Annotated in this window: 18 protein-coding genes and 1 riboswitch; of the genes, 1 reads left to right on the forward strand and 17 read right to left on the reverse strand. The window is 33.1% G+C overall.

Annotation, left to right across the window (positions count from 1 at the left end; all coding sequences use genetic code 11):
- Nucleotides 1-60 precede the first annotated feature (60 nt).
- From GBO31_RS02340 to porU, 15 genes are all read right to left on the reverse strand, one after another.
- The gene (locus GBO31_RS02340) at nucleotides 61-810 is read right to left on the reverse strand and encodes a head GIN domain-containing protein (RefSeq protein ID WP_219006706.1); all 750 of its coding nucleotides are present in this window, start codon (nucleotides 808-810) and stop codon (nucleotides 61-63) included.
- Entirely contained in the window at nucleotides 807-1,901 is a 1,095-nt protein-coding gene (locus GBO31_RS02345) for an acyloxyacyl hydrolase (protein WP_219006707.1), read from the reverse strand. The genes GBO31_RS02340 and GBO31_RS02345 overlap by 4 nt, the downstream gene beginning before the upstream one ends.
- 50 nt (nucleotides 1,902-1,951) lie before the next feature.
- On the reverse strand, nucleotides 1,952-2,905 hold the full coding sequence (gene metF, locus GBO31_RS02350; RefSeq protein ID WP_219006708.1) for a methylenetetrahydrofolate reductase [NAD(P)H]: 954 nt from the start codon (nucleotides 2,903-2,905) through the stop codon (nucleotides 1,952-1,954).
- Between the two features lie 29 nt (nucleotides 2,906-2,934).
- On the reverse strand, nucleotides 2,935-5,634 hold the full coding sequence (metH, locus tag GBO31_RS02355) for a methionine synthase (protein WP_246615747.1): 2,700 nt from the start codon (nucleotides 5,632-5,634) through the stop codon (nucleotides 2,935-2,937).
- The gene (locus GBO31_RS02360; RefSeq protein ID WP_219006709.1) at nucleotides 5,627-6,634 is read right to left on the reverse strand and encodes a homocysteine S-methyltransferase family protein; all 1,008 of its coding nucleotides are present in this window, start codon (nucleotides 6,632-6,634) and stop codon (nucleotides 5,627-5,629) included. The genes metH and GBO31_RS02360 overlap by 8 nt, the downstream gene beginning before the upstream one ends.
- A 173-nt stretch (nucleotides 6,635-6,807) precedes the next feature.
- Nucleotides 6,808-6,915, reverse strand: a riboswitch (SAM riboswitch).
- A 94-nt stretch (nucleotides 6,916-7,009) separates the two neighbouring features.
- On the reverse strand, nucleotides 7,010-7,330 hold the full coding sequence (locus GBO31_RS02365) for a 2Fe-2S iron-sulfur cluster-binding protein (RefSeq protein ID WP_219006710.1): 321 nt from the start codon (nucleotides 7,328-7,330) through the stop codon (nucleotides 7,010-7,012).
- Nucleotides 7,331-7,412: 82 nt separating this feature from the next.
- Nucleotides 7,413-8,468 carry an NAD(P)/FAD-dependent oxidoreductase gene (locus GBO31_RS02370; RefSeq protein ID WP_219006711.1) on the reverse strand — a complete coding sequence of 352 codons (1,056 nt, stop codon included), beginning with the start codon at nucleotides 8,466-8,468 and terminating at the stop codon, nucleotides 7,413-7,415.
- Entirely contained in the window at nucleotides 8,455-9,057 is a 603-nt protein-coding gene (locus tag GBO31_RS02375; protein WP_219006712.1) for a precorrin-2 dehydrogenase/sirohydrochlorin ferrochelatase family protein, read from the reverse strand. Before GBO31_RS02375 ends, GBO31_RS02370 begins: the two co-directional genes overlap by 14 nt.
- Nucleotides 9,058-9,078: 21 nt before the next feature.
- The gene (gene cobA / locus GBO31_RS02380) at nucleotides 9,079-9,846 is read right to left on the reverse strand and encodes a uroporphyrinogen-III C-methyltransferase (RefSeq protein WP_219006840.1); all 768 of its coding nucleotides are present in this window, start codon (nucleotides 9,844-9,846) and stop codon (nucleotides 9,079-9,081) included.
- A gap of 51 nt (nucleotides 9,847-9,897) precedes the next feature.
- Entirely contained in the window at nucleotides 9,898-11,988 is a 2,091-nt protein-coding gene (locus tag GBO31_RS02385) for a HEPN domain-containing protein (RefSeq protein ID WP_219006713.1), read from the reverse strand.
- Nucleotides 11,989-12,095: 107 nt separating this feature from the next.
- Nucleotides 12,096-13,343, reverse strand: coding sequence for a sulfate adenylyltransferase subunit 1 (locus tag GBO31_RS02390; RefSeq protein WP_219006714.1), 1,248 nt, complete (start codon nucleotides 13,341-13,343; stop codon nucleotides 12,096-12,098).
- Nucleotides 13,344-13,506: 163 nt separating this feature from the next.
- On the reverse strand, nucleotides 13,507-14,445 hold the full coding sequence (cysD, locus tag GBO31_RS02395; protein WP_219006715.1) for a sulfate adenylyltransferase subunit CysD: 939 nt from the start codon (nucleotides 14,443-14,445) through the stop codon (nucleotides 13,507-13,509).
- Between the two features lie 48 nt (nucleotides 14,446-14,493).
- Nucleotides 14,494-15,120: a phosphoadenosine phosphosulfate reductase family protein gene (locus tag GBO31_RS02400; protein WP_219006841.1), complete on the reverse strand. Its 627-nt coding sequence runs from the start codon at nucleotides 15,118-15,120 to the stop codon at nucleotides 14,494-14,496.
- Nucleotides 15,121-15,149: 29 nt separating this feature from the next.
- A complete protein-coding gene (locus GBO31_RS02405) occupies nucleotides 15,150-15,416 on the reverse strand; it encodes a DUF2061 domain-containing protein (protein WP_219006716.1) in 267 nt (88 codons plus the stop codon).
- 159 nt (nucleotides 15,417-15,575) lie between these two features.
- Nucleotides 15,576-18,680 (reverse strand): type IX secretion system sortase PorU, encoded by a 3,105-nt coding sequence (porU, locus tag GBO31_RS02410; RefSeq protein WP_219006717.1) that lies wholly within the window; start codon nucleotides 18,678-18,680, stop codon nucleotides 15,576-15,578.
- A gap of 394 nt (nucleotides 18,681-19,074) precedes the next feature.
- On the opposite strand from porU, the gene GBO31_RS02415 reads away from it, so the two are divergent.
- Entirely contained in the window at nucleotides 19,075-19,611 is a 537-nt protein-coding gene (locus tag GBO31_RS02415; RefSeq protein WP_219006718.1) for a hypothetical protein, read from the forward strand.
- Between the two features lie 68 nt (nucleotides 19,612-19,679).
- Here GBO31_RS02415 and GBO31_RS02420 read toward each other — a convergent pair whose 3' ends face one another.
- Together GBO31_RS02420 and GBO31_RS02425 are read right to left on the reverse strand one after the other, a co-directional pair.
- A complete protein-coding gene (locus tag GBO31_RS02420; protein ID WP_219006719.1) occupies nucleotides 19,680-20,858 on the reverse strand; it encodes a trans-sulfuration enzyme family protein in 1,179 nt (392 codons plus the stop codon).
- Nucleotides 20,855-21,280, reverse strand: coding sequence for an OsmC family protein (locus tag GBO31_RS02425; RefSeq protein WP_219006720.1), 426 nt, complete (start codon nucleotides 21,278-21,280; stop codon nucleotides 20,855-20,857). Before GBO31_RS02425 ends, GBO31_RS02420 begins: the two co-directional genes overlap by 4 nt.
- Between the last annotated feature and the right edge of the window lie 10 nt (nucleotides 21,281-21,290).

Here is a 21,290-nt window from a genome sequence, read left to right on the forward strand (position 1 = left end):
AAAATTTAACACAAATAAGGAAAATAAAAAAAGGGAAAAATCCCTTTTTATGTATTTTCTTTAATTAAATATGAGTCTTCCTGTGAAAAATTCTTGCACTTCTACTGTAGGAGGTTGATTTACCGCAATCACATCTCCGGTACTTCTAATTTCTCCTTTTATCGATTGACGGGGATTTACAATAATTTTATTAGTCCCTCTGTGTTTTATATTAACATTTTCAGCGATTAGGTTTTCTCCTTCAAACCTTCCAGTACCAGATGCAAAGTTAATATTCAAAACATCAGTTTGACCTGATATAAAAAAAGAAGTAATATTATTCCCAACTATAAATAGATTTTGATTATCAATTTCCATGGAAAACGTACCTGTTACATTTCCATTATTATCTTCTGTAGAATCTTCAGATAATAACCTTAATTCGGGATAGCTAAGAGTCCCCTCAGACGAGACTTCAAACTGTGATGCACTTCTTATTTCAGAAATATCAGGAGCGACAACAAAAATTTTGGTTTGATTAAAGTCACGAACAAAATTACAATCGTTTGTATTACTTAAAATTAATCGATCACCTTCTACCGAGGCAAAAACCTCATTCAATAAGTTATCACCAGTTTCTATTAACACTTTAGTTTCTGGACCTTGCTTTACAATCAATTCTACATTTGGTAAAACTAAAATTCTTGTGAAATTTGGAACCTCAATTTCTTGTCTTACAATATCTCCTGTTCTTTGAAAACAATCTAAAGCATTTTCAGTATCACAAGAGATTAAGAATAAATAAATTAATACTATTAATATCTTTTTCATAGCCTATACCCAATAGAGAATTCAACTGCCTCTGCCTTTGCTGCATGAGATCGGACCGTAATGGAGCCAAAGATTTTTTTACTCATATAATAGCGCAATCCAAAACGGTTATACACTTGTCCTTCAAAATCGTAAGGATAATACACATAATATCCTAATTGGGTTAATATAGAAATTTTATCAATCCTTAGTTCATGTCCTAAAGATAATCCTATTCTTTTGGCATCTTCATCACCCGTTGTTCCGTCTTCAAAGGCTCCTGTAGATCTAAAATCAATAAAACGTTCCAGCGCCTTCGAAAAAAATAATTCCGCTCCTAATTGAATACTACTTTTCTTATTCAATCGTTTATCTGCAAATAATGCGAAGGTATAAAATGGAAATTGACCAGATCCGACGACATCACTCTCATTGATTCCACTACGGAAGATAAAACCATACCCTAAAGGTTCTGCGCCTTTTATAGCTCCCTTTTCTTTTGTTTCAAATTCTGGATAATTTGAATCTAATAAATAATTAAATCCTGCATTGAATACTAATGTATTTGTACTTTTATTAGGAGCTTTAAAATTTGCATTTGAGTAATGAATTACTCCTAATCCCATTTGAAAACCAAGTCCTCCAATTATATTTTCTTTTTTTAGATTAAGCATTGCGAATGTTGAGCTCATAAAATGAGAACCGTACGCAACATTTCTAAAGTTAGTATCTTCATCATATGGATTCGTAGTATATGCTAATCCTTGTCCTAATCGAAGCATTAGAATACGKTTGAAGAAGTAAAAGTTATAGTGCAAATACAATCCAAAGTTTTCACCTAAGAATTCATTATCCATATCTTGATAAATGAATGACATACCATAATCAGGTGAATTATATAGCTTTTGCCATTCTTTGGTGCCAAAAGTTTTTCTATTTGCAGAAAAAATAATTCCTGAAGGATGTCCGGTTATTAAATGGGATATATCTGGATTGTGCATTAGCACAGTACCGTAGAAATTATTTATATCAAAACTATAATATTTCTTATCCTCCTGAGATTGTACTACATGTCCCAATAACATTAATACTATACAAACAATTCTAATCATTGAAGCAAATGTAAGATAGCGCTTTTAGGATTCCAAAATCTTACTAGTTTTTAAAAAATGCTTGCCGCTATTTTTTTGATATTATCAGACTTCCCCATGGAATAATAATGCAACACTGGTACACCATATTCCATTAGTTCCTTTGATTGTTGAATAGCAAACTCTATACCTACTTCACGAACTTCTTTATTAGTTTTACAACTTTCCACTGCTTTCACTAAATCATCAGGCATATCCAACTTAAATACTTGTGGCAATAATTGTAAATGTCTTTTAACTGCTACAGGCTTTATACCTGGAATAATAGGAACATTAATTCCCGCTTCTCGAGCTTTTTCTACGAAAGCAAAATACCTTTTATTATCAAAAAACATTTGGGTTACTACATAATCTGCTCCAGCATCAACTTTATCTTTTAATCTTCTTATATCAGAATTCATAGAAGGAGCTTCCATATGTTTTTCAGGATATCCTGCAACACCAATACAAAAATCAGATTGATTATCACTTTCTATAACTTCGTGAAGAAACCGACCATTATTCATATTTACGATTTGTTCTACAAGTTCATTCGCGTAACAATGCCCTCCGTTCGTTGGGTTAAAATATTTTTCTTCTTTCATAGCATCTCCTCGTAATGCCATTACATTATCTATTCCCAAATAATGACAATCTACCAAGAGATACTCTGTTTCTTCTTTGGTAAATCCTCCACATAACACATGAGGTATGGTATCCACATTATATTTGTGAGTAATTGATGCACAAATACCCACAGTTCCTGGACGCATTCTAGTAAGTTTTTTATCCAGCAAACCTTCTCGATCAATATAGATGAATTCCTCTCTTGATGTAGTTACATCTATAAAAGGCGGATTAAATTCCATTAAAGGATCTATATTATTATAGAGTTCTTGAATACTCTTCCCTTTTTGTGGTGGTATTAGTTCAAATGAAAATAATGTTTTCCCTTTAGCTTTTTTTATATGATCGGTAACCTTCATTTAGTTTTGTTGTTTACTTGATATCCCTTTTATTCTGATAGGTTAGGAGCTAACCATTTTTTTGCATATTCAACATCGATGTCCTTTCTTTTGGCAAAGTCTTGCACTTGATCTTCTTTTATCTTACCTAGACCAAAATACTTTGCCTCCTCATTGGCAAAATAATAACCTGATACTGCTGCTCCTGGCCACATCGCTAAACTTTCTGTTAACTTAACTCCAATAGCTTTTTCTACATTTAGAATTTCCCAAATAGTAAGTTTTTCCAAATGATCAGGACAGGCAGGATATCCTGGTGCAGGACGAATTCCTTTATATACTTCCTTAATTAATTCTTCATTGGTATAATTTTCTTCAGCAGCATATCCCCAATGCTTTGTTCTTATTCGCTTGTGTAAATATTCGGCAAAACCCTCAGCGAACCTATCTGCAAGTGCTTGAACCATGATGGCATTATAATCATCATCTTGATCTTTGTAAGATTTTGCTAATTCATCAGCTCCGAAAATAGCGGTGGCAAAACAACCCATATAATCCGTAATTCCAGTTTCTTTTGGTGCTATAAAATCTGACAATGCAATGTTAGGAACTCCTTGTCGTTTTTTTAATTGCTGACGTAGGGTTCTAAAAACACCAACTTCTTTACCTTTCTTTTGGATTGAGATATCATCATCATTAATACTATTAGCTTCAAATAATCCAAAAATTGCCTTTGGCTTTAATAATCTTTTTTCAACAATTTTTTTTAAGATTTTTTGAGCGTCATTAAATAGAATTGTTGCTTGTTCTCCAACTAATTCATCTTTCAAAATATCGGGATACTTTCCATGTAGGTCCCAACTTCTAAAAAACGGAGTCCAATCGATGTAAGGTTCAATTTCTTTTAAAGTAACTTGCTCCAAGGTTTGAATTCCTATTTCTTTTGGTTTCACAATATGGGTAGTCTCCCAATTAATTTTAAATTTATTCTCTCGAGCTTCTTTCAAAGAGAGGTATGTTTTTTGTTTACCACGTTTCAGGAATTTTTCACGGAATTCCTCATAATCCTTTTTCAACTTGGCAACATATACATTGCTTGTTTGCCTATTCAATAAATCTCCTACAACAGTAACTGCTCTTGAAGCATCATTAACGTGCACTACTGCATTCTTATATTGTGTATCAATTTTAACAGCAGTATGTGCTTTGGAGGTTGTTGCTCCACCAATTAATAAAGGAATATTCATGTTTTCACGCTCCATTTCTTTAGCCAGATAAACCATTTCATCTAAAGAAGGCGTTATCAGTCCTGATAATCCAATAGCATCTACATTTTCTTGTTTAGCAGCTTCTAGAATTTTCTCTGGTGGAACCATTACTCCCAAATCGACAATTTCGTAGTTATTACACCCTAAAACGACACTCACGATATTTTTACCGATATCATGAACATCTCCTTTTACAGTTGCCATTAATATTTTCCCTAAAGCCTGTTGTTCTTCATCTTTATCAGCTTCAATAAATGGATTTAAATAAGCAACGGCTTTTTTCATTACTCTGGCTGATTTAACTACTTGAGGTAAAAACATTTTTCCTTCACCAAACAAATCTCCTACTACATTCATTCCTGTCATTAAATGACCTTCGATAACATGTAGTGGTTTTTCTACGGAAACTCTTGCTTCTTCAACATCTTCAATAATAAAAGCATCGATTCCTTTTACTAAAGCATGTGTGATTCTGTCTTGCAATGGATTGTTTCTCCAAGATAAGTCTACCGTTTTTTCCTTTTTAGTTCCTTTTACAGTTTCTGCAAATTCTAACAAGCGTTCTGTAGCATCATCTCGTCTATCTAAAATAACATCTTCTACATGTTCCAATAAATCCTTAGGAATATCATCATACACTTCTAACATGGCAGGATTTACAATACCCATGTTCATACCATTTTGTATGGCATAGTATAAAAATACGGAGTGCATTGCTTCTCGCACTACATTATTTCCACGAAAAGAAAAAGATACATTACTAACTCCTCCACTCACACTTGCATTGGGCAAATTTTCTCGAACCCAACGTGTAGCTTCAATAAAATCAATAGCATTTCTACGATGTTCCTCCATTCCTGTAGCTACAGGAAAAATATTTAAATCGAAAATGATATCTTCTGATGGAAAGCCTACTTTATTTACTAAAACATCATAAGACCGTTTTGCAATTTCAATTCTTCGTTCATAATTATCTGCTTGACCAACTTCGTCAAAAGCCATAACTATTACAGCTGCTCCATATCGTTTAATTTGTTTTGCTTCCCAAATAAATTTTTCTTCTCCTTCTTTAAGACTTATTGAATTAACAACACATTTCCCTTGAACCACCTGTAATCCTGCTTCAATAATTTCCCATTTTGAGCTATCAATCATTATAGGAACACGGCAAATATCAGGTTCTGCTGCTATTAAATTTAAAAAACGAACCATTGAAGAAACACCATCAATTAGCCCATCATCCATATTGATATCGATAATTTGTGCACCACCGTCTACCTGATGGCGTGCTATATCCAAAGCTTCATCGAACTTCTCTTCTTTTATCAAACGCAAAAACTTACGAGAACCCGCGACATTGGTTCGTTCCCCAACGTTGATAAAATTGCTATTTTCGTTTAAAACCAGTGGTTCTAATCCAGACAATTTCATATACTTTGTCTGCTTTATATTTACTGGATCTAATTTTATCATCTTACTCATAACTACCAACCATCATCTTTCTAGACTCATACTTTGCTGCAATATCTGCAATCACTTTAATATGTGCTGGTGTAGTACCGCAGCAACCACCTATTATATTAATTAAATTTTTCTTTAAATATTCTTCTATTTGCGCACCCATTTCTTCTGGAGTTTGATCATACTCCCCAAAAGCGTTGGGTAAACCAGCATTTGGATGAGCCGATACAGCAAAAGGGGTTTTATTTGCTATAGCTTCTAAATGTGGTTGTAGTAGGTTTGCACCTAACGCACAGTTAAAACCTACTGATAATAAAGGAATGTGCGATACTGATATCAAGAAGGCTTCTGCTGTTTGCCCTGACAAAGTTCGCCCTGACGCATCTGTTATGGTTCCACTTAACATGATAGGAACATCAATACCTCGTTCTTCCTTTACTTCCTCTATAGAAAATAAAGCTGCTTTAGCATTTAAAGTATCAAAAACTGTTTCTACCAATAGTATGTCTGCACCACCATCTAGTAAAGCTTCTACCTGTTGTTTATAAGCAATGCGTAATTCATCAAATGTAATAGCTCTATATCCAGGGTCGTTAACATCAGGAGACATGCTTGCTGTTCGGTTTGTTGGCCCTATAGATCCCGCTACAAAACGTGGTTTATGTGGTTCTTTAGCTGTAAATTCATCAGCAACCTCTCTAGCTAACCTTGCAGATTCATAGTTAAGTTCGTACACCAAATTTTCCATCTGATAATCTGCCATAGCAATGGTTGTTCCTGAAAATGTATTAGTTTCTGCTATATCAGCACCTGCTTCAAAATATTTTGAATGAATAGTTTTTATAGCTTCAGGTTGTGTTAGAGATAATAAATCATTATTTCCTTGTAATGGTGTTGGATAGTCCTTAAAACGTTCACCTCTGTAATCTTCCTCGGTAAAATTATAAGCTTGTATCATAGTACCCATAGCTCCGTCGAGTACTAAAATCCTTTCTTCCATTATTCTTCTAATGTCTTTCATTTATCCATTTTTTAATCCAAACTCATTTAAGTTACTTTTTAAATAGCTAAAAACTTTTTCGCATATATCTATAAAATACTATATCATAATAAATAATCATAGTCTCTTGTATAAAGCAAATAACAATAAGAATATCAAGAAAAATAAATGGAAACAGGTAGTACCATACATTGTTGTTATCTATTTCGTTGTTTAACGAATAGAATGTAGCACCTTCTTTAACAGATAAAGGGTTGCTAAGGTTTCTTAGGGTCTATTCCCTCCACCTTTCTTGATAACATAATTACTTTAATGAACTGAGCAGATAGATTCTCTGCTTATATTTTTCACAAATAAAAGGCATAGCCATTTATTTTGCAAGTTTAATCTATTTTTTTAAGATTCCGGAGCTAATTCTATCTCCAGCCCATCTAATTCTGGGGTAATTGGAATCTGGCATCCCAATCTACTATTATCTTCTACATAAAAAGCCTCAGCTAACATTAAATCTTCATCTTGTCCCATTTCTGGAAGTTCGTGATCAGATAAAATATAACATTGACAAGAAGCACACATTGCCATACCTCCACATGTCCCTTCAACTGGAAGTTCATAGGCTTTACAAACTTCCATAAGATTCATAGCCATATCTGTAGGAGCTTGTACTTCATGAATCTCTCCTTCTCTATCTTTTATCTTTATAGTAACATCTGACATACTATTGCTTTAAGGGTATAAAAATCCTCGTAAATATACCGAAAATGATCAGTATTACTTACGAGGAAAAATATTATAAATCTTATATGATGGCTTTTACTACTTCTTTTTTGGCTTCTTTTTTAGATCCATCAAACCCTTCTACTCCACCCACTGTAGTATACTTCATAACATACTTTTTATCAGGAAAGATTCTTTGATAAGCACTCTGACACATAATCGCAGCTTCATGGAATCCAGAAAGGATCAATTTCAGTTTTCCCTTGTATGTATTCACATCACCGATTGCATAAATACCAGGAATATTTGTTTGGTAATCATAGGAATTATCCACTTTAATAGCGTTCTTTTCTATTTCTAATCCCCAATTTGCAATTGGTCCTAATTTCGGGGATAACCCAAATAACGGTATAAAATAATCAGTATCTACATTAATATCACCTTCAGTCTTGTGCTTAATTCCAACACCAGTAACATGATCTTCTCCTTTGATTTCTTTTACTTCAGCTTCAGTAATTAGATTTACTTTACCAAGTTTTGTCAATTCACCAACTCTTTCCACAGAATCTAAAGCTCCTCTGAATTCGTTTCTTCTGTGTACTAAGGTTACTTCACTTGCTACATCCGCTAAGAAAATTGTCCAATCTAGCGCAGAATCTCCTCCTCCAGCAATCACAACTCTTTTATCTCTATATACCTCAGGATCTCTGATAATATAAGCTACTCCTTTATCTTCGAAATCCGTAATATTTGGAATAGGTGGTTTACGAGGTTCAAAAGAACCTAATCCTCCAGCTATGGCAACAACTGGTGCATTATGCTTTGTTCCCTTATTAGTAGTAACTAAAAAGGTGTCATCTTCCAACTTCTCAATTGTTTCAGCTCTTTCTCCTAAAGTAAAACCTGGTTCAAATGGTTTTATCTGCTCCATTAAATTATTTACTAAATCCCCAGCCAAAATTTCTGGAAATCCAGGGATATCATAAATTGGTTTTTTAGGATATATTTCAGCACATTGACCACCTGGTTGTGGCAACGCATCAATAAGATGAGTTTTTAATTTTAATAATCCTGCTTCAAAAACAGTGAATAAACCTGTTGGTCCTGCTCCGATGATTAGAATATCAGTCTTGATCATGTTCAACTTCTTTTTTTCCTATTAATCCTTTGGTAAATTCATTTAGTGTCTCCACCTTTTCCTCGAAATCACCTTTTATTGTTTTTCTATAATCGTTTAAATTTTTAACTAAATCGTCTATATTTTCAGGAATTACTTCTTCAAAAAATTGACGTAGTCTTTTGGCTGTGGTTGGAGACTTCCCATTAGTCGAAATAGCCACCTTCACATTACCTTTGGTAACAATACCTCCCATATAAAAATCACAGTAAGGAGGATTGTCTGCTACATTTACCAATTTACTTCTTTTCCTACAATCTTTATATACTTGGATATTGACTTTTGGAACATCTGTAGTAGCAATTGCTATATGTTTTCCTTTTAGAAAACGTCTGTGATATTTCTTTTTAATCATCTTTATTCCGAATTTATTAGCTAATGCAATAGTATCTTCTCTAAACATTGGTGACACCATTGTAACCTTAGCATCCGGACTAGATTTTAACAAGAACGTAAGTTTTTCTTCAGCTACATTTCCTCCTCCTACAATTAGAATTTCTAAATTTCTAACCTTCAGAAAAACGGGATATAAATTATTTCTTTCTTCCATCTTTATAGCTATCCTGAACTATCAAGATACGATTTCTTCTTTTATATTCTTACAAATAGAAGCTAATTTAGCTCTTTGTTTCACCACTTCTCCAATCACAATAATGGCAGGTGAAGACAATTTTTGTTCTGAAACTACTTGTTCTATAGTACCTACAGTTCCATATCCAAATCTCTCATTTTCAGTTGTTCCATTCTGAATTACCGCTACAGGAACCTCTTCTTTATTTTCGGCTGCAAAGATACTAACAATTTCATTTAACTTGCTCATTCCCATTAAAATTACCACAGTCGCATTAGATTTAGCTGCCAGGCAAACGTCCTGTGATAATTTATGAGATTTTGTTGTTCCGGTTATTACCCAAAAGCTCTCAGACGAACCTCTTTTAGTTAATGGAATACCTTGATATGCTGGCACCGCTAAAGATGATGATATTCCAGGAACCATATTTGTTTCTATTCCAAATTCTTGGACATAATCAATCTCTTCAGCTCCACGTCCAAAAATAAACGGATCTCCACCTTTTAATCGAACGACATGGCCATGAGTTTTCGCCCTGCTAACAATTAATTCATTAATCTGTTCTTGTTGATATGCATAACACCCTTTTCGTTTACCTACAAATATTTTTTCTGCATCCGGCGCATACTCCAGCAACGATTCATTGATCAATGCATCATATAGAATTACATCTGCCGACTCTAACGCTTTGATAGCTTTTAATGTAATCAAATCAGGATCTCCAGGACCTGCTCCTACAACTGTTAACTTTGGTATTTTAGCATTCATTTTCATCTACTTACACGATTTATCCCTACAAATTTATACTGTGTAAAGATATTATACATTTTCCACTTCAAGTGCTCTAAATGCTTGCACTTTTTGCAAAAATTGCCCTGCATTTTTAATATAATCCACTGCAAAATCCTTACTTGGTGCATTTTTTTGAATCTGATATATTAAATCTGCAAATGTCCCTTCGAGATTTATTTTACCTGTGGACACAAATTCTTCATCAAACTGACTGATGATATTAGCATGTGTATTTGTTTTCTTGTTTTCTGCTAATAACAGGGCTTTAGCCGAGTTAACGAGAGAACTGTATGCATGGTAAACTGCGTCTGAGTACACCTCATTTTCAAAAGACACTTTAGCATTTTCAATTTTCTCTTCACTTTCCAAAAACAAAGTAGCAATTAAGTCAATCACCACACCTGCACATTCTCCAATTCCAATAGCTTTTACGTACTCCTCTTCATTTCCCCAATCGATAAAATCTTCTTGTGTTAAGTTATCAACATTAGATAAATCAGTTAAAAAGTCATAAAAATACTTTTCTCCCTTATCAGCATAATACTCCACAAATTTTCTGCCATTTGCATTAGCTTCAAAATCGTTTAAAATTCTGCGTAAAGCTTCTGGTCCTCTTCGACTCGGTACTTTAACTACTTTATCTGCAAAGCGTCCTTTACCATCTCCTAGGTTTCCTCCGCCTAAAAGTATTTGCAATGCTGGCGCTACTAGTTTATCTTTTGTCCTTACAGACATTCCTTGAAACCCTATATTGGCCATATTATGTTGCCCGCAAGCGTTCATACATCCACTTATTTTGATCACAAGATCTTCTTTTTCTAAATACTGTGGATACTCTGTTTTGATAACTCTTTCTAACTCTTCTGCAATACCAGTACTACTTGCTATTCCTAAGTTACACGTATCAGTTCCTGGGCATGCAGTAATATCAATTGCTTTGTTGTAACCAGCTTCTACAAATCCTAATTTTTCTAATTCTTGATAAAAGAAAGGTACTAACTCTTCCTTTACAAAAGGAATCAATATATTTTGACGCAAGGATAATCTTAATTCTCCGGCTGCATATTTCTCTACTAAATCTGCTAACAACCTAGCTTTATCTGTATAAAAATCTCCTAGTAACACTTTAATTCCAATGGCAACATATCCTTCTTGTTTTTGTTGAATTACGTTCGTAGATTTCCATAAGTCAAATGCTTTTTGGTCATCAATCTTTACAGAAGGTGCTTCTACATTAACAGGAACTGATGCTGTATACTTTTCTACATCTATTGCTACCGTTTTTTGAGAAATCGCATTTTGTTCTGCTTCTACTAATTCTTTAAAAGCATCTAAACCAATTTTCTTGACTAAAAATTTCATTCTTGCTTTGGCTCTGCTTTTACGCTCTCCATGACGATCAAAAATCCTTAGCACTCCTTCCATTAATGGAATGATTTTATCTGCTGGTAAAAAATCATATAATTCATCTGCGTGTCTTGGTTGCGAACCTAATCCACCTGCTAACATTACTTTGAATCCTCTTACTCCATTTTCTATTTTAGCGATAAATCCTAAATCATGCATATAGGATAGTCCTGTATCTTCCTCCGTTCCAGAAAAGGATACTTTGAATTTACGTCCCATTTCCTGACAAATTGGATTTCTTAAAAAGAAACGAAACAATGCATCTGCATAAGGTGATACATCAAAAGGTTCTCTAGGGTCAATCCCTGCGGTTTCGGAAGCAGTTACATTACGCACTGTGTTTCCACAAGCTTCTCTTAGAGTAACATCATCTTTTTCTAATTCTGACCAAAGCTCTGGAGTTCTATTTAAATCAACATAATGTATTTGAATATCCTGTCTTGTAGTAATATGCAATCTACCTCTTGAATATTCGTCAGAAACTTCGCAAATTCTTCGTAACTGATTGCTTAAAACTTTTCCATAAGGCAGCTTGATTCGAATCATCTGTACTCCTTCCTGGCGTTGCCCATAAACTCCTCTAGCTAAACGAAGGCTACGAAATTTTTCCTCATCAATTTTCCCTTTATGAAATTGCTCAATTTTGTTAGCTAATTCAATGATGTCTTTTTCGACAACTGGGTTTTCTATTTCTGTTCTAAAACTTTGCATTTTTTTTCGTGTTTAAAGCTTAAAAAAAGACGTACCTATGACTTTTGTATTCAATTTTTAATTCTTAAAAAATCTTGTTTCTTTTTCTCTAAATGTTGATTCTTTACCTAACCTATAAAACCAACTCCAGCAGTATTATTTGTTTGAGAATCTATTAATATAAATGAGCCTGAAGCTTTATTCTTGCTGTAAGAATCTATTGCTAAAGGTTTACTTAATTGTATTTGAACTTTTCCAATTTCATTAAGACCTAGTGAATTTTGTTCTGTATTTTCTCCAGAAAAATCTGTGGCAATTGTACCACTGATATTTTTCACTTTTGCCAAAATTCTACTACTCCCACTTTGAATCAGATAATTGGTTCCTGGAAGTAATTGTTTATTATCCATCCAACAGACTGTTGCAGCAAGCTGTTTTTCCACCTTAGGTTGTTCTGATGATTTTACGATCATATCACCACGACTTACATTCACATCATCTTCTAGGGTTAATGTACAAGAGCTTCCTCTACCTGCTGTATCAAATTGCTGATCAAAAAAGAATATTTCCTTTATCTTAGATGTAGTTAATGAAGGTAAAATAGTAACCTCATCTCCTACAGAAATATCACCTCCATATAATTTTCCTGCATATCCTCTGAAATCATGAAATTCATCTTTCTTCGGTCTAATAACTGTTTGTACTGGAAAACGTACTTCTGCTTTTTCAAATACATCTTGTGCATCTAATTGTTCTAAATGCTCTAATAAAGTTTGACCATCATACCAAGGTGTATTTTCAGATTTTGTAACTACATTATCTCCTTGTAATGCACTAACAGGAATGAAAGTAACATTTTGCTCTTTATAGTCACTTTTAGCAATTAGTTGCTCAAAATCGGACTTAACAGCATCATATTTTTCTTGTGAAAAATCCACTAAATCCATTTTATTGATGGCTACAATCACATCTTTCACTCTCAACAAATTATTAATAAAAAAGTGTCGATATGTTTGCTCAATTACTCCTTTTCTTGCATCTACTAAAATTATAGAAGCTTGTGATGTAGAAGCTCCTGTAACCATATTTCGAGTATACTCTATATGTCCAGGTGTATCAGCGATAATATAACTTTTCGTTTTAGTGGAAAAGTAAATGTGCGCAACATCTATAGTTATTCCTTGTTCTCTTTCGGCTACTAATCCATCTGTAGCAAGAGAAAAATCAAGATAATCAAATCCGTTTGCTTTACTTCTGGCTTCAATAGCTTCTAATTTATCAGTAGTTAATGACTTTGTATCATATAAAATACGACCAATCAAAGTACTTTTTCCATCATCTACACTTCCTGCTGTTGCTATTTTTAATACGTCCATTTCTTTTTTGATTGAAGGTTAATAGTTAATTGTTGATCGTTATACTTTCTAATTTTGATCAGCAAAAAGACTATCCCTATATTTTTTTAATCCTTTATCACCATTTCATTATTAGCCAGTCGCATAGCACTATCTACTATGAACTAACAACTATAAACTCATTTTAAAAATATCCTTGTTGTTTACGTTTTTCCATGGCTGCTTCGGATCTTTTATCATCAATACGAGCTCCTCTTTCTGAAATTGTTGACTCTCTTATTTCGGCAACTACTTTATCAATGGTAATTGCATCAGAAAGCACAGCAGCGGTACATGACATATCTCCAACGGTACGAAACCTAACTAATCTTTCTTCTACCAATTCATCTTCTTCTCTATGAACTATATCATCTTCTGCAGACCAAATCATTCCATCTCTAATAAACGTTTTGCGCTTATGGGCAAAGTAAATTGATGGAATCTCAATCCCTTCTTTTTCTATATAACTCCAAACATCTAATTCTGTCCAGTTACTAATAGGGAATACACGAACATTCTGACCTAAATCTATTTTTCCATTTAGGTGATCAAATAGTTCTGGGCGTTGGTTTTTTTCATCCCATTGACCGAAATCATCTCTTACAGAAAAAATACGTTCCTTAGCTCTAGCTTTTTCTTCATCACGGCGTGCTCCTCCAATTGCTGCATCGAACTTAAATTCTTCTAAAGCATCTAAAAGTGTTGTTGTTTGTAAACTATTACGACTCGCATATTTTCCTTTTTCCTCTACTACTTTACCTTGATCAATTGAATCCTGAACATTGCGAACAATAAGTTCTACTCCCAACTCTTCTACTAATCGATCTCTAAATTCAATAGTTTCCGGAAAATTGTGTCCAGTATCTATATGCAATAAAGGAAATGGAATTTTCGCAGGATAAAATGCTTTCTGCGCTAGTCGCACTAATGTTATAGAATCTTTTCCTCCAGAAAATAACAGTACTGGTTTTTCGAATTGCGCAACTACTTCTCTAAATATATATATAGCTTCGCTTTCTAATGGATTTACTCCTAGCACTTTCTTGTCCAAAACTTGTTCTTTTATATGTTCAATAACTTCCATATAATGTATTTTTTAAATCAATTTCTTTAATCCTATCCTCATCTCAACTTAACTTGTATGCAATCCACATTCTCTATTCCCTAACACTTTTGTAGGATCAAAATATTTAAATTCGTTTGGTAAATTATGTTGTTCTAAATACACATCTAATTCTGCATCACTATAATAATAAAATGGACTCACTTTAAGCACTCCATCACCGCTCAAACTCAAAATATCCAAAGAGTCTCTTAATGCTGTCTGCCCTTTTCTTAAGTTCGTAAACCAAATATCGGGTTTAAAATCAGCCATCGCTCTTTTGAAAGGTTCTAATTTTACTTGCTCGGTAAATAACTTATGTTTAGGATCTTCGATATCTGGGATTCCCATAACTACGTCTCTATGAGCAGAAGTTTGCTTAGGAACATATAATTGGATGTTTAATTTCAATAAACTAATAACTTCTTCTGCATGTCTATATGTATTAGGTGTATTATAACCAGAATCACACCAAATTACAGGAATATCCGATAAAGCTTGAGCACATACGTTTAGAATTGCCGCCTCATAAGGCCTAAAATTAGTGGTAACCACTGGTGTTTTAGCATTCAACACTGCCCATTGAACAATTTCTAAAGGAGTTTTATCCTTTAACGTATTATTTAACCTCTCTATATCTTTTTCAGTAAATTTCATATCGAATTCTTCTTTTCCTCTAATAGCAGTTATTTTCCCCATTTTATACGATTCCAAATTCTTTCGTGAAAGAAATAAAGAATCATTTTTGTTATAAAATCAATCGATGCTATTGATGTAGCTAATGCAATCTCCCCTGTCAAAAAGTACGAAACAATCAATGTATCTAATGTTCCAACAATCCTCCAGCTGATAGCCTTCGCAATACTACGCAAAGGTTTTTCTGAGGATTTGTCAGTTTCGTACGAGGTTTTTTTCGTAGCTACTTTATCTAATATCATTTGATCTACAATCATTTTTTTTGATTACAAAACCCATTACCCTATCGGAATAGTAGATTATTAAACAAATGTATATATAAATTTCTATTATTATGTCTCAAAAACTTTAAAAAATTACTAGAAATGAAAGAATTATGATATTATTAATAAAAACCCTAGTGATTTAGTAGATTATTAATTAAATCCTGTTGAATCATTAGAATCTACCACAAAAAAATCGGTTTTAAAGGTTGTAACATTATTGAAGGTATCCCAAACTTTAAATTTTAAATTATGATATCCTGTATTTATATCCTTTAATGAATATTCTATCACGCCTTCTTTATAGCTCTTTTGATTCTTATAAAAAGCATTTAGTAAAATTGGATTTTTCTCATTTCGATCTATTATTAATTTTATTTGATGACCAATTCCTTTAGCTAGATTAACACCATTATCATCTCGTATTACTATCTTCATTTTAGAATCAGGCTTTACAATATTTATGTTTTTAGATCGCTTTCCATCGAAATATATAGCAACCTCAGGAGCTTTGATATCTTTAGAAGTTTTACTGTTTATTCCTCCTATTAAAATTTTATTTTGAACACCAAACATATCTTTAGAATTTGTGTCATTTTTGGCGTACAAACTTATTTTTCTATATCCAGAAGAAATATCCATATCCTTTGGTAATACAAAACTCACGTCAAACTTACCTTTTTCAACTCTAGCATTACTTCGAGAGATAATCACGTCTTGACTTTTGTAATTCATTTTTATTAGATTCCCTTTTCCATCTTTAATATGATCATTTCCTAATGTAGTTCTATAGATTTCTTTATCAAAAAGTGTGAGCTGCACCTCTCCTTTGTATTCTTTCAAAGTTTTTCCTTTCTCATCAACCAATTTGCCTGATATTTTCACCTCATCTAGTACTTTTAAAGTATCTCTAAACTTCTGAATCGGTATCTCATTAATATGCGTAACATGAACTCCTGATGAAGGCATTAAAAGTGTCATAGCAGGATCTCCAATAAAAAAAACATTTCTTTTATCATGAAACCTAAAACTGTTCTTCAATTTCAAAACTGCTTCTGCTGGTTTTCTAGTTATTCCATTTTCTGAAAATATTGACTCAACAATTTTATTATTTATGCGGATACCGCTACTTAAAAAAATTTCTCGTGTGGTCGCTACCAATGCGATGGCTCCACCATGAGGATTTCTAAAAAGATATTCTCCAACAGAAATAGTATTCGGATTATCAAAACGAGTTGCTAAACAGGTTACAGTAATAAACAGTGGGAGTTTATCTCGATTTTTTAACGCTTTGGCTTCTTTTTTAGTAAAGTAGAATTCTGTTCCAAAACCTTCTTCTTCTGCATGTCCGAAATAGTCCAGCACCGCAATACCATTATTCATTCTTCTTACCAAATCTCTAGTAACTTTCGGATATTTTTGACCACTAAACGAACTATGCTGCAAATATGTATCGCTATAGATCTTAGAAGTATTCAGATAAGGATAACGTACTGCTATGGTATCAGCTAACTTATCGATATTTTCCTGAATTCCTTTTTCCCAACCTTTATCAACATCATCAGAAAGTAGCAAAATATTATTTCGCCAATCTCCTAAGGAAGTTCTTGAATGGTAACGCAAAAATTTATTAACCACCTTATCTGCATCTTTCTGATCCTTTACCAACATTCTACCAATCACAATATCCAAATCATCTTGTAACTTCATAGTTCCTTCTTCAGGATCCATCATCACAAAGAAATCATCAGAAATATATGATCTTGTTTTAGAAAAACTATTATAACTGACAAAACTTGGCACATCATTTCTTTTATAGGCATCTAATGGATTTTTTTCTTCTAATTTGTTTTTATAATCTATGGTAGCATTTCCCATTAAGCAGACATATGAAACTCTCTTACTTATCTCTGAAGCATTAGAATAGACATATCTAATAAAATTTCTAATAGCTCCAATATCTTGTTTACCACTGCTAAATTCATTGTAAATTTTATACAGCGGCACCACTTTTACATTAAAACCATTATGATCTCTATGAAAATCAGCCAATTTTTCAGCCGCTTTCAACATTTCTTTTTTTGTAAGAATAAGGTAATCTATATCTTCGAATTTACCTTCTGTATCTAAAAAGATAGTTCCTTTTAGATCCTGATTTTCTACTTTGGATCGACTTAGTTTTAATGGCTCATAAAAATCAGTAGCTGTTACCGTTATAAATCTTCTATCTTGATTTGTTTGAATATTAAAATCGAACTTATTTTTAGATAAGTCGTTTTTGTAAGTTTTTATTTCAGTAGGATTTGTAATATCCCAAACTTCATGAACCTTCCGTGCATTMTTTACTCTTATCTTAGCAAAATTATTCTTATCACCTGATGTAGCAGTCGAAAATTTTAATTGCTTATCAGATCCTACTAGCAATCTTTGTGCAGATATCTTGATATAATCCAAATATGCTTTTCCCTTTCCTTTTTTATCCACCACATATTTCAGTTTAAAATGCATAGAATCTGAATGTGTTTTGAATGTATTTTGCAATCTGCCTTCTCTCGCTATCATTGCTTTTGAATAAGGCGAAAGACGGATTTTTCCAAAATGCTCTTTATTAATTTCGATTTCCAACTTTGAGGGATTAGAAGATTGCGCAGCGGTAAGCAGTTCATACTTCACCAAAGAAGAATTCACAATATTTGGAAAATGAAAGAAGAAGTTTTTTTCTTCATTTTCTTTCATTTGATCACCAAACCATCTCCTTCCCATCAAACCAAGATTGAACTCATCGATCTCATGAAACTGATGATCTACAAAGGAAGTAATAAGTGTATCTGACTTCTTTATCGGATTTTTAGTTTCAGAAATACGTTTACCTTTTGCACCATCTGCAGTAATAAAGTAGAAAGATTTATCATCATAGAGGTTAATATGGGTCTGACTATCCGAATTATATTCTTTAGTATTTTGTCCGTAAAATAAAATATAGGAGTCTTTAGATAATCTTCCATCCTCAACTTCAATTACTTTAATTGCATTTTCTTTTAAACCGAAAGTAGTATTTTCTTTATTCAATAGCGGTAACATAGTTCCACCATTTCCATAAATTTTGATAGCAGCGGGATCAATATTAGAAACATCCATTCCTAGATCTTTCAAAAATTGATATGAGATTTTGTGCACTCCAGTTTTAGTTACATAAAATTTATACCAATTTCCAGTAGCTAATACAGAGTTAGATAATGAAATTTTTGGGCTTTTCATGCTCAAAAGAGATGGCTCAGTTGATAACTCAAAGTCTATTTCACACTCATTACTAACCACAAAGTATTGAATGAAAAAAACCAGAAAAAAAACAACTTTTATTTTATTCATAACGAAGCAATCGTAAACATAGTTCTAACAAAGTTCCTTAGTGAAAATTTAAAATGTCTAAATATTATCTAAACTAAAAAAAATCTATTACAACACTGATATCAAGAGTTCAAATTAAATTATTCAAAAAAATTACAAATTTTATAGTAACAAATTTGCCGTTTCTGACACTTACTACCAGATATTCAAAAAAAACTTGATTTTTCTAATTTAAAAATGAAATCAAAACGATTAGAAAAGTTTGTTTTTGCAATCTTCAATTTTATTAATTAATTATTTTTTTATGAAAAAACTTATTCTACTTTTATTTTTAGTCTCAACTACAGCTTTTGTTTCATGTGGTAATGATGATGATTCTGTTTCTATTGAAATCGACGAATCCTTAATTCCTGGTGATTGGAATCTTACTGCATTAACTGTAGACAATGGAAAAACCACTACAGTAGCTCAAGGTCAAAGTACAACTGTAGATTACACTACAGTTGGAAAAGATTTTACGATGGAAACCTCTTTTATCGATTCTACAGACCCTAACACTTATACCAGTAGCGGAGGTTATACAGCGGTTATAACTCAAAACTTCGTAGGCCAAGAGACCACTCAAGAACAACCTATTACAGACTTTTTAGGATCTGGAGAATGGAGAGTTGAAGGAAACATGCTAATCACTACTACTAGTGGAGTTGAACAAGCTGCTCAAATAACTGCTCTAAACTCAGAAACAATGAGTTTAAAAATAGAAATCAATGAATCTTTAGAAATTTCTGGTGCATCAGTTACAACAACAGGAACTCTTAATTACACATTGACTAGACAATAAACCAAAATCTTTTTTTTGAAAAAGTAACTAAAAAAGGGTTAGAAAATGATCCCAACCCTTTTTTAGTTTTATATCTCTTCCAATGCCTGTTCTATATCAGCAATAATATCATCAATATGTTCCAAACCTACAGAACATCTCACCATTCCGTCTGTTATTCCAACAGCAAGTTTATCTTCGGTTGCTAATTTACTATGCGTAGTAGAAGCGGGATGCGTAACAATGGTTCTTGTGTCTCCCAAATTTGCAGATAACGAACACATCTGGATACTATCAAAAAAAGTCTTCCCTCCTTCAACACCATTTTTTACTTCGAAAGCAACAATATTACCTCCTAATTTCATTTGCTTTTTAGCAACCTCATATTGTGGATGAGTTTTTAAAAAAGGATATTTTACCCAATTTACTTTTGGGTGAGATTCCAAGAATTCTGCTAGCTTCAATGCATTTTCGCAATGACGATCTGCTCTTACTGAAAGCGTTTCCAGACTTTTAGATAATACCCAAGCATTAAATGGAGATAGTGCAGGACCCGTATTTCTAGAAAAAAGATAAATCTCTCTTATAAGTTCCTTTTTACCAACGGTTACGCCTCCTAATACTCTACCTTGACCATCAATCAATTTTGTTGCAGAATGGATTACTAAATCCGCTCCAAACTTTATTGGATTTTGTAAATAAGGTGTTGCAAAGCAATTATCAATTATCAACAATAGATTGTGTTTTTTAGCAATAGCTCCTAAAGCTTCTAAATCTAAAACGTCCACTCCTGGATTTGTAGGAGATTCTGCATAGATAATCTTTGTATTTGATTGGATCAGACTTTCTACCGTATTAACTTCGGCAACTTTAAAATAACTAGTTTCTATATTCCACTTAGGCAGATATTTAGTAAATAAAGAATGTGTAGATCCAAATACCGATCTTGCAGAAATTATATGATCTCCAGCATCCAACAGTGCTGCAAACGTAGAAAAAACTGCAGCCATCCCAGTTGCAAATGCATAGCCATCTTCTGCACCTTCCAGTTTACACATTTTATCTACAAATTCTGTGGTATTAGGGTTGCTAAAACGGCTGTACAAATTTCGTTCTTTTTCCTCTGCAAAGGCTGCTCTCATTTCTTCAGAATCTTCAAAAACAAATCCTGAAGTCAGATACATTGGTGTCGAATGTTCTAAGAACTGAGTTTTTTCAGTCTGTGTTCTTACGGCTTGCGTTTCAAAATTATAGCTTTCTAAGCTCATACTTCTTCATTATTAACCACTACTTTATAAATAATTGTGGCCGTTGGTTCTAGTGTTTTAGAAACAGAGCAGTATTTTTCGAATGATAACTGCGCTGCTCTTTTTGCTTTTTCTGGCGCTATTTCACCTTCTAAAAATACAGTTACTGAAATTTCTTTAAATGGTTTTGCTCCATCTATCGCTACTCGCGTTCCATCTACTTCTGCTCTGTAATCCGTAATTTCTTGTCGTTGTTTTTTCAATATAGAAATCACATCAATAGCACTACATCCTGCTACTCCCATTAATACATATTCCATTGGGCTTGGCGCTAGATCATGACCTCCAACTTCAGCTTTGCTATCAATGTAGGTTACATGTCCTCTTTCGTTCTTTAGTTCGAAATGATAATCATTATCAATTCTTTTGAGCTGTATCTTCATTCTTTTAAAT

It is taken from the genome of Aquimarina litoralis, assembly GCF_019295435.1.
Classification (GTDB): Bacteria; Bacteroidota; Bacteroidia; order Flavobacteriales; family Flavobacteriaceae; genus Aquimarina; species Aquimarina litoralis_A.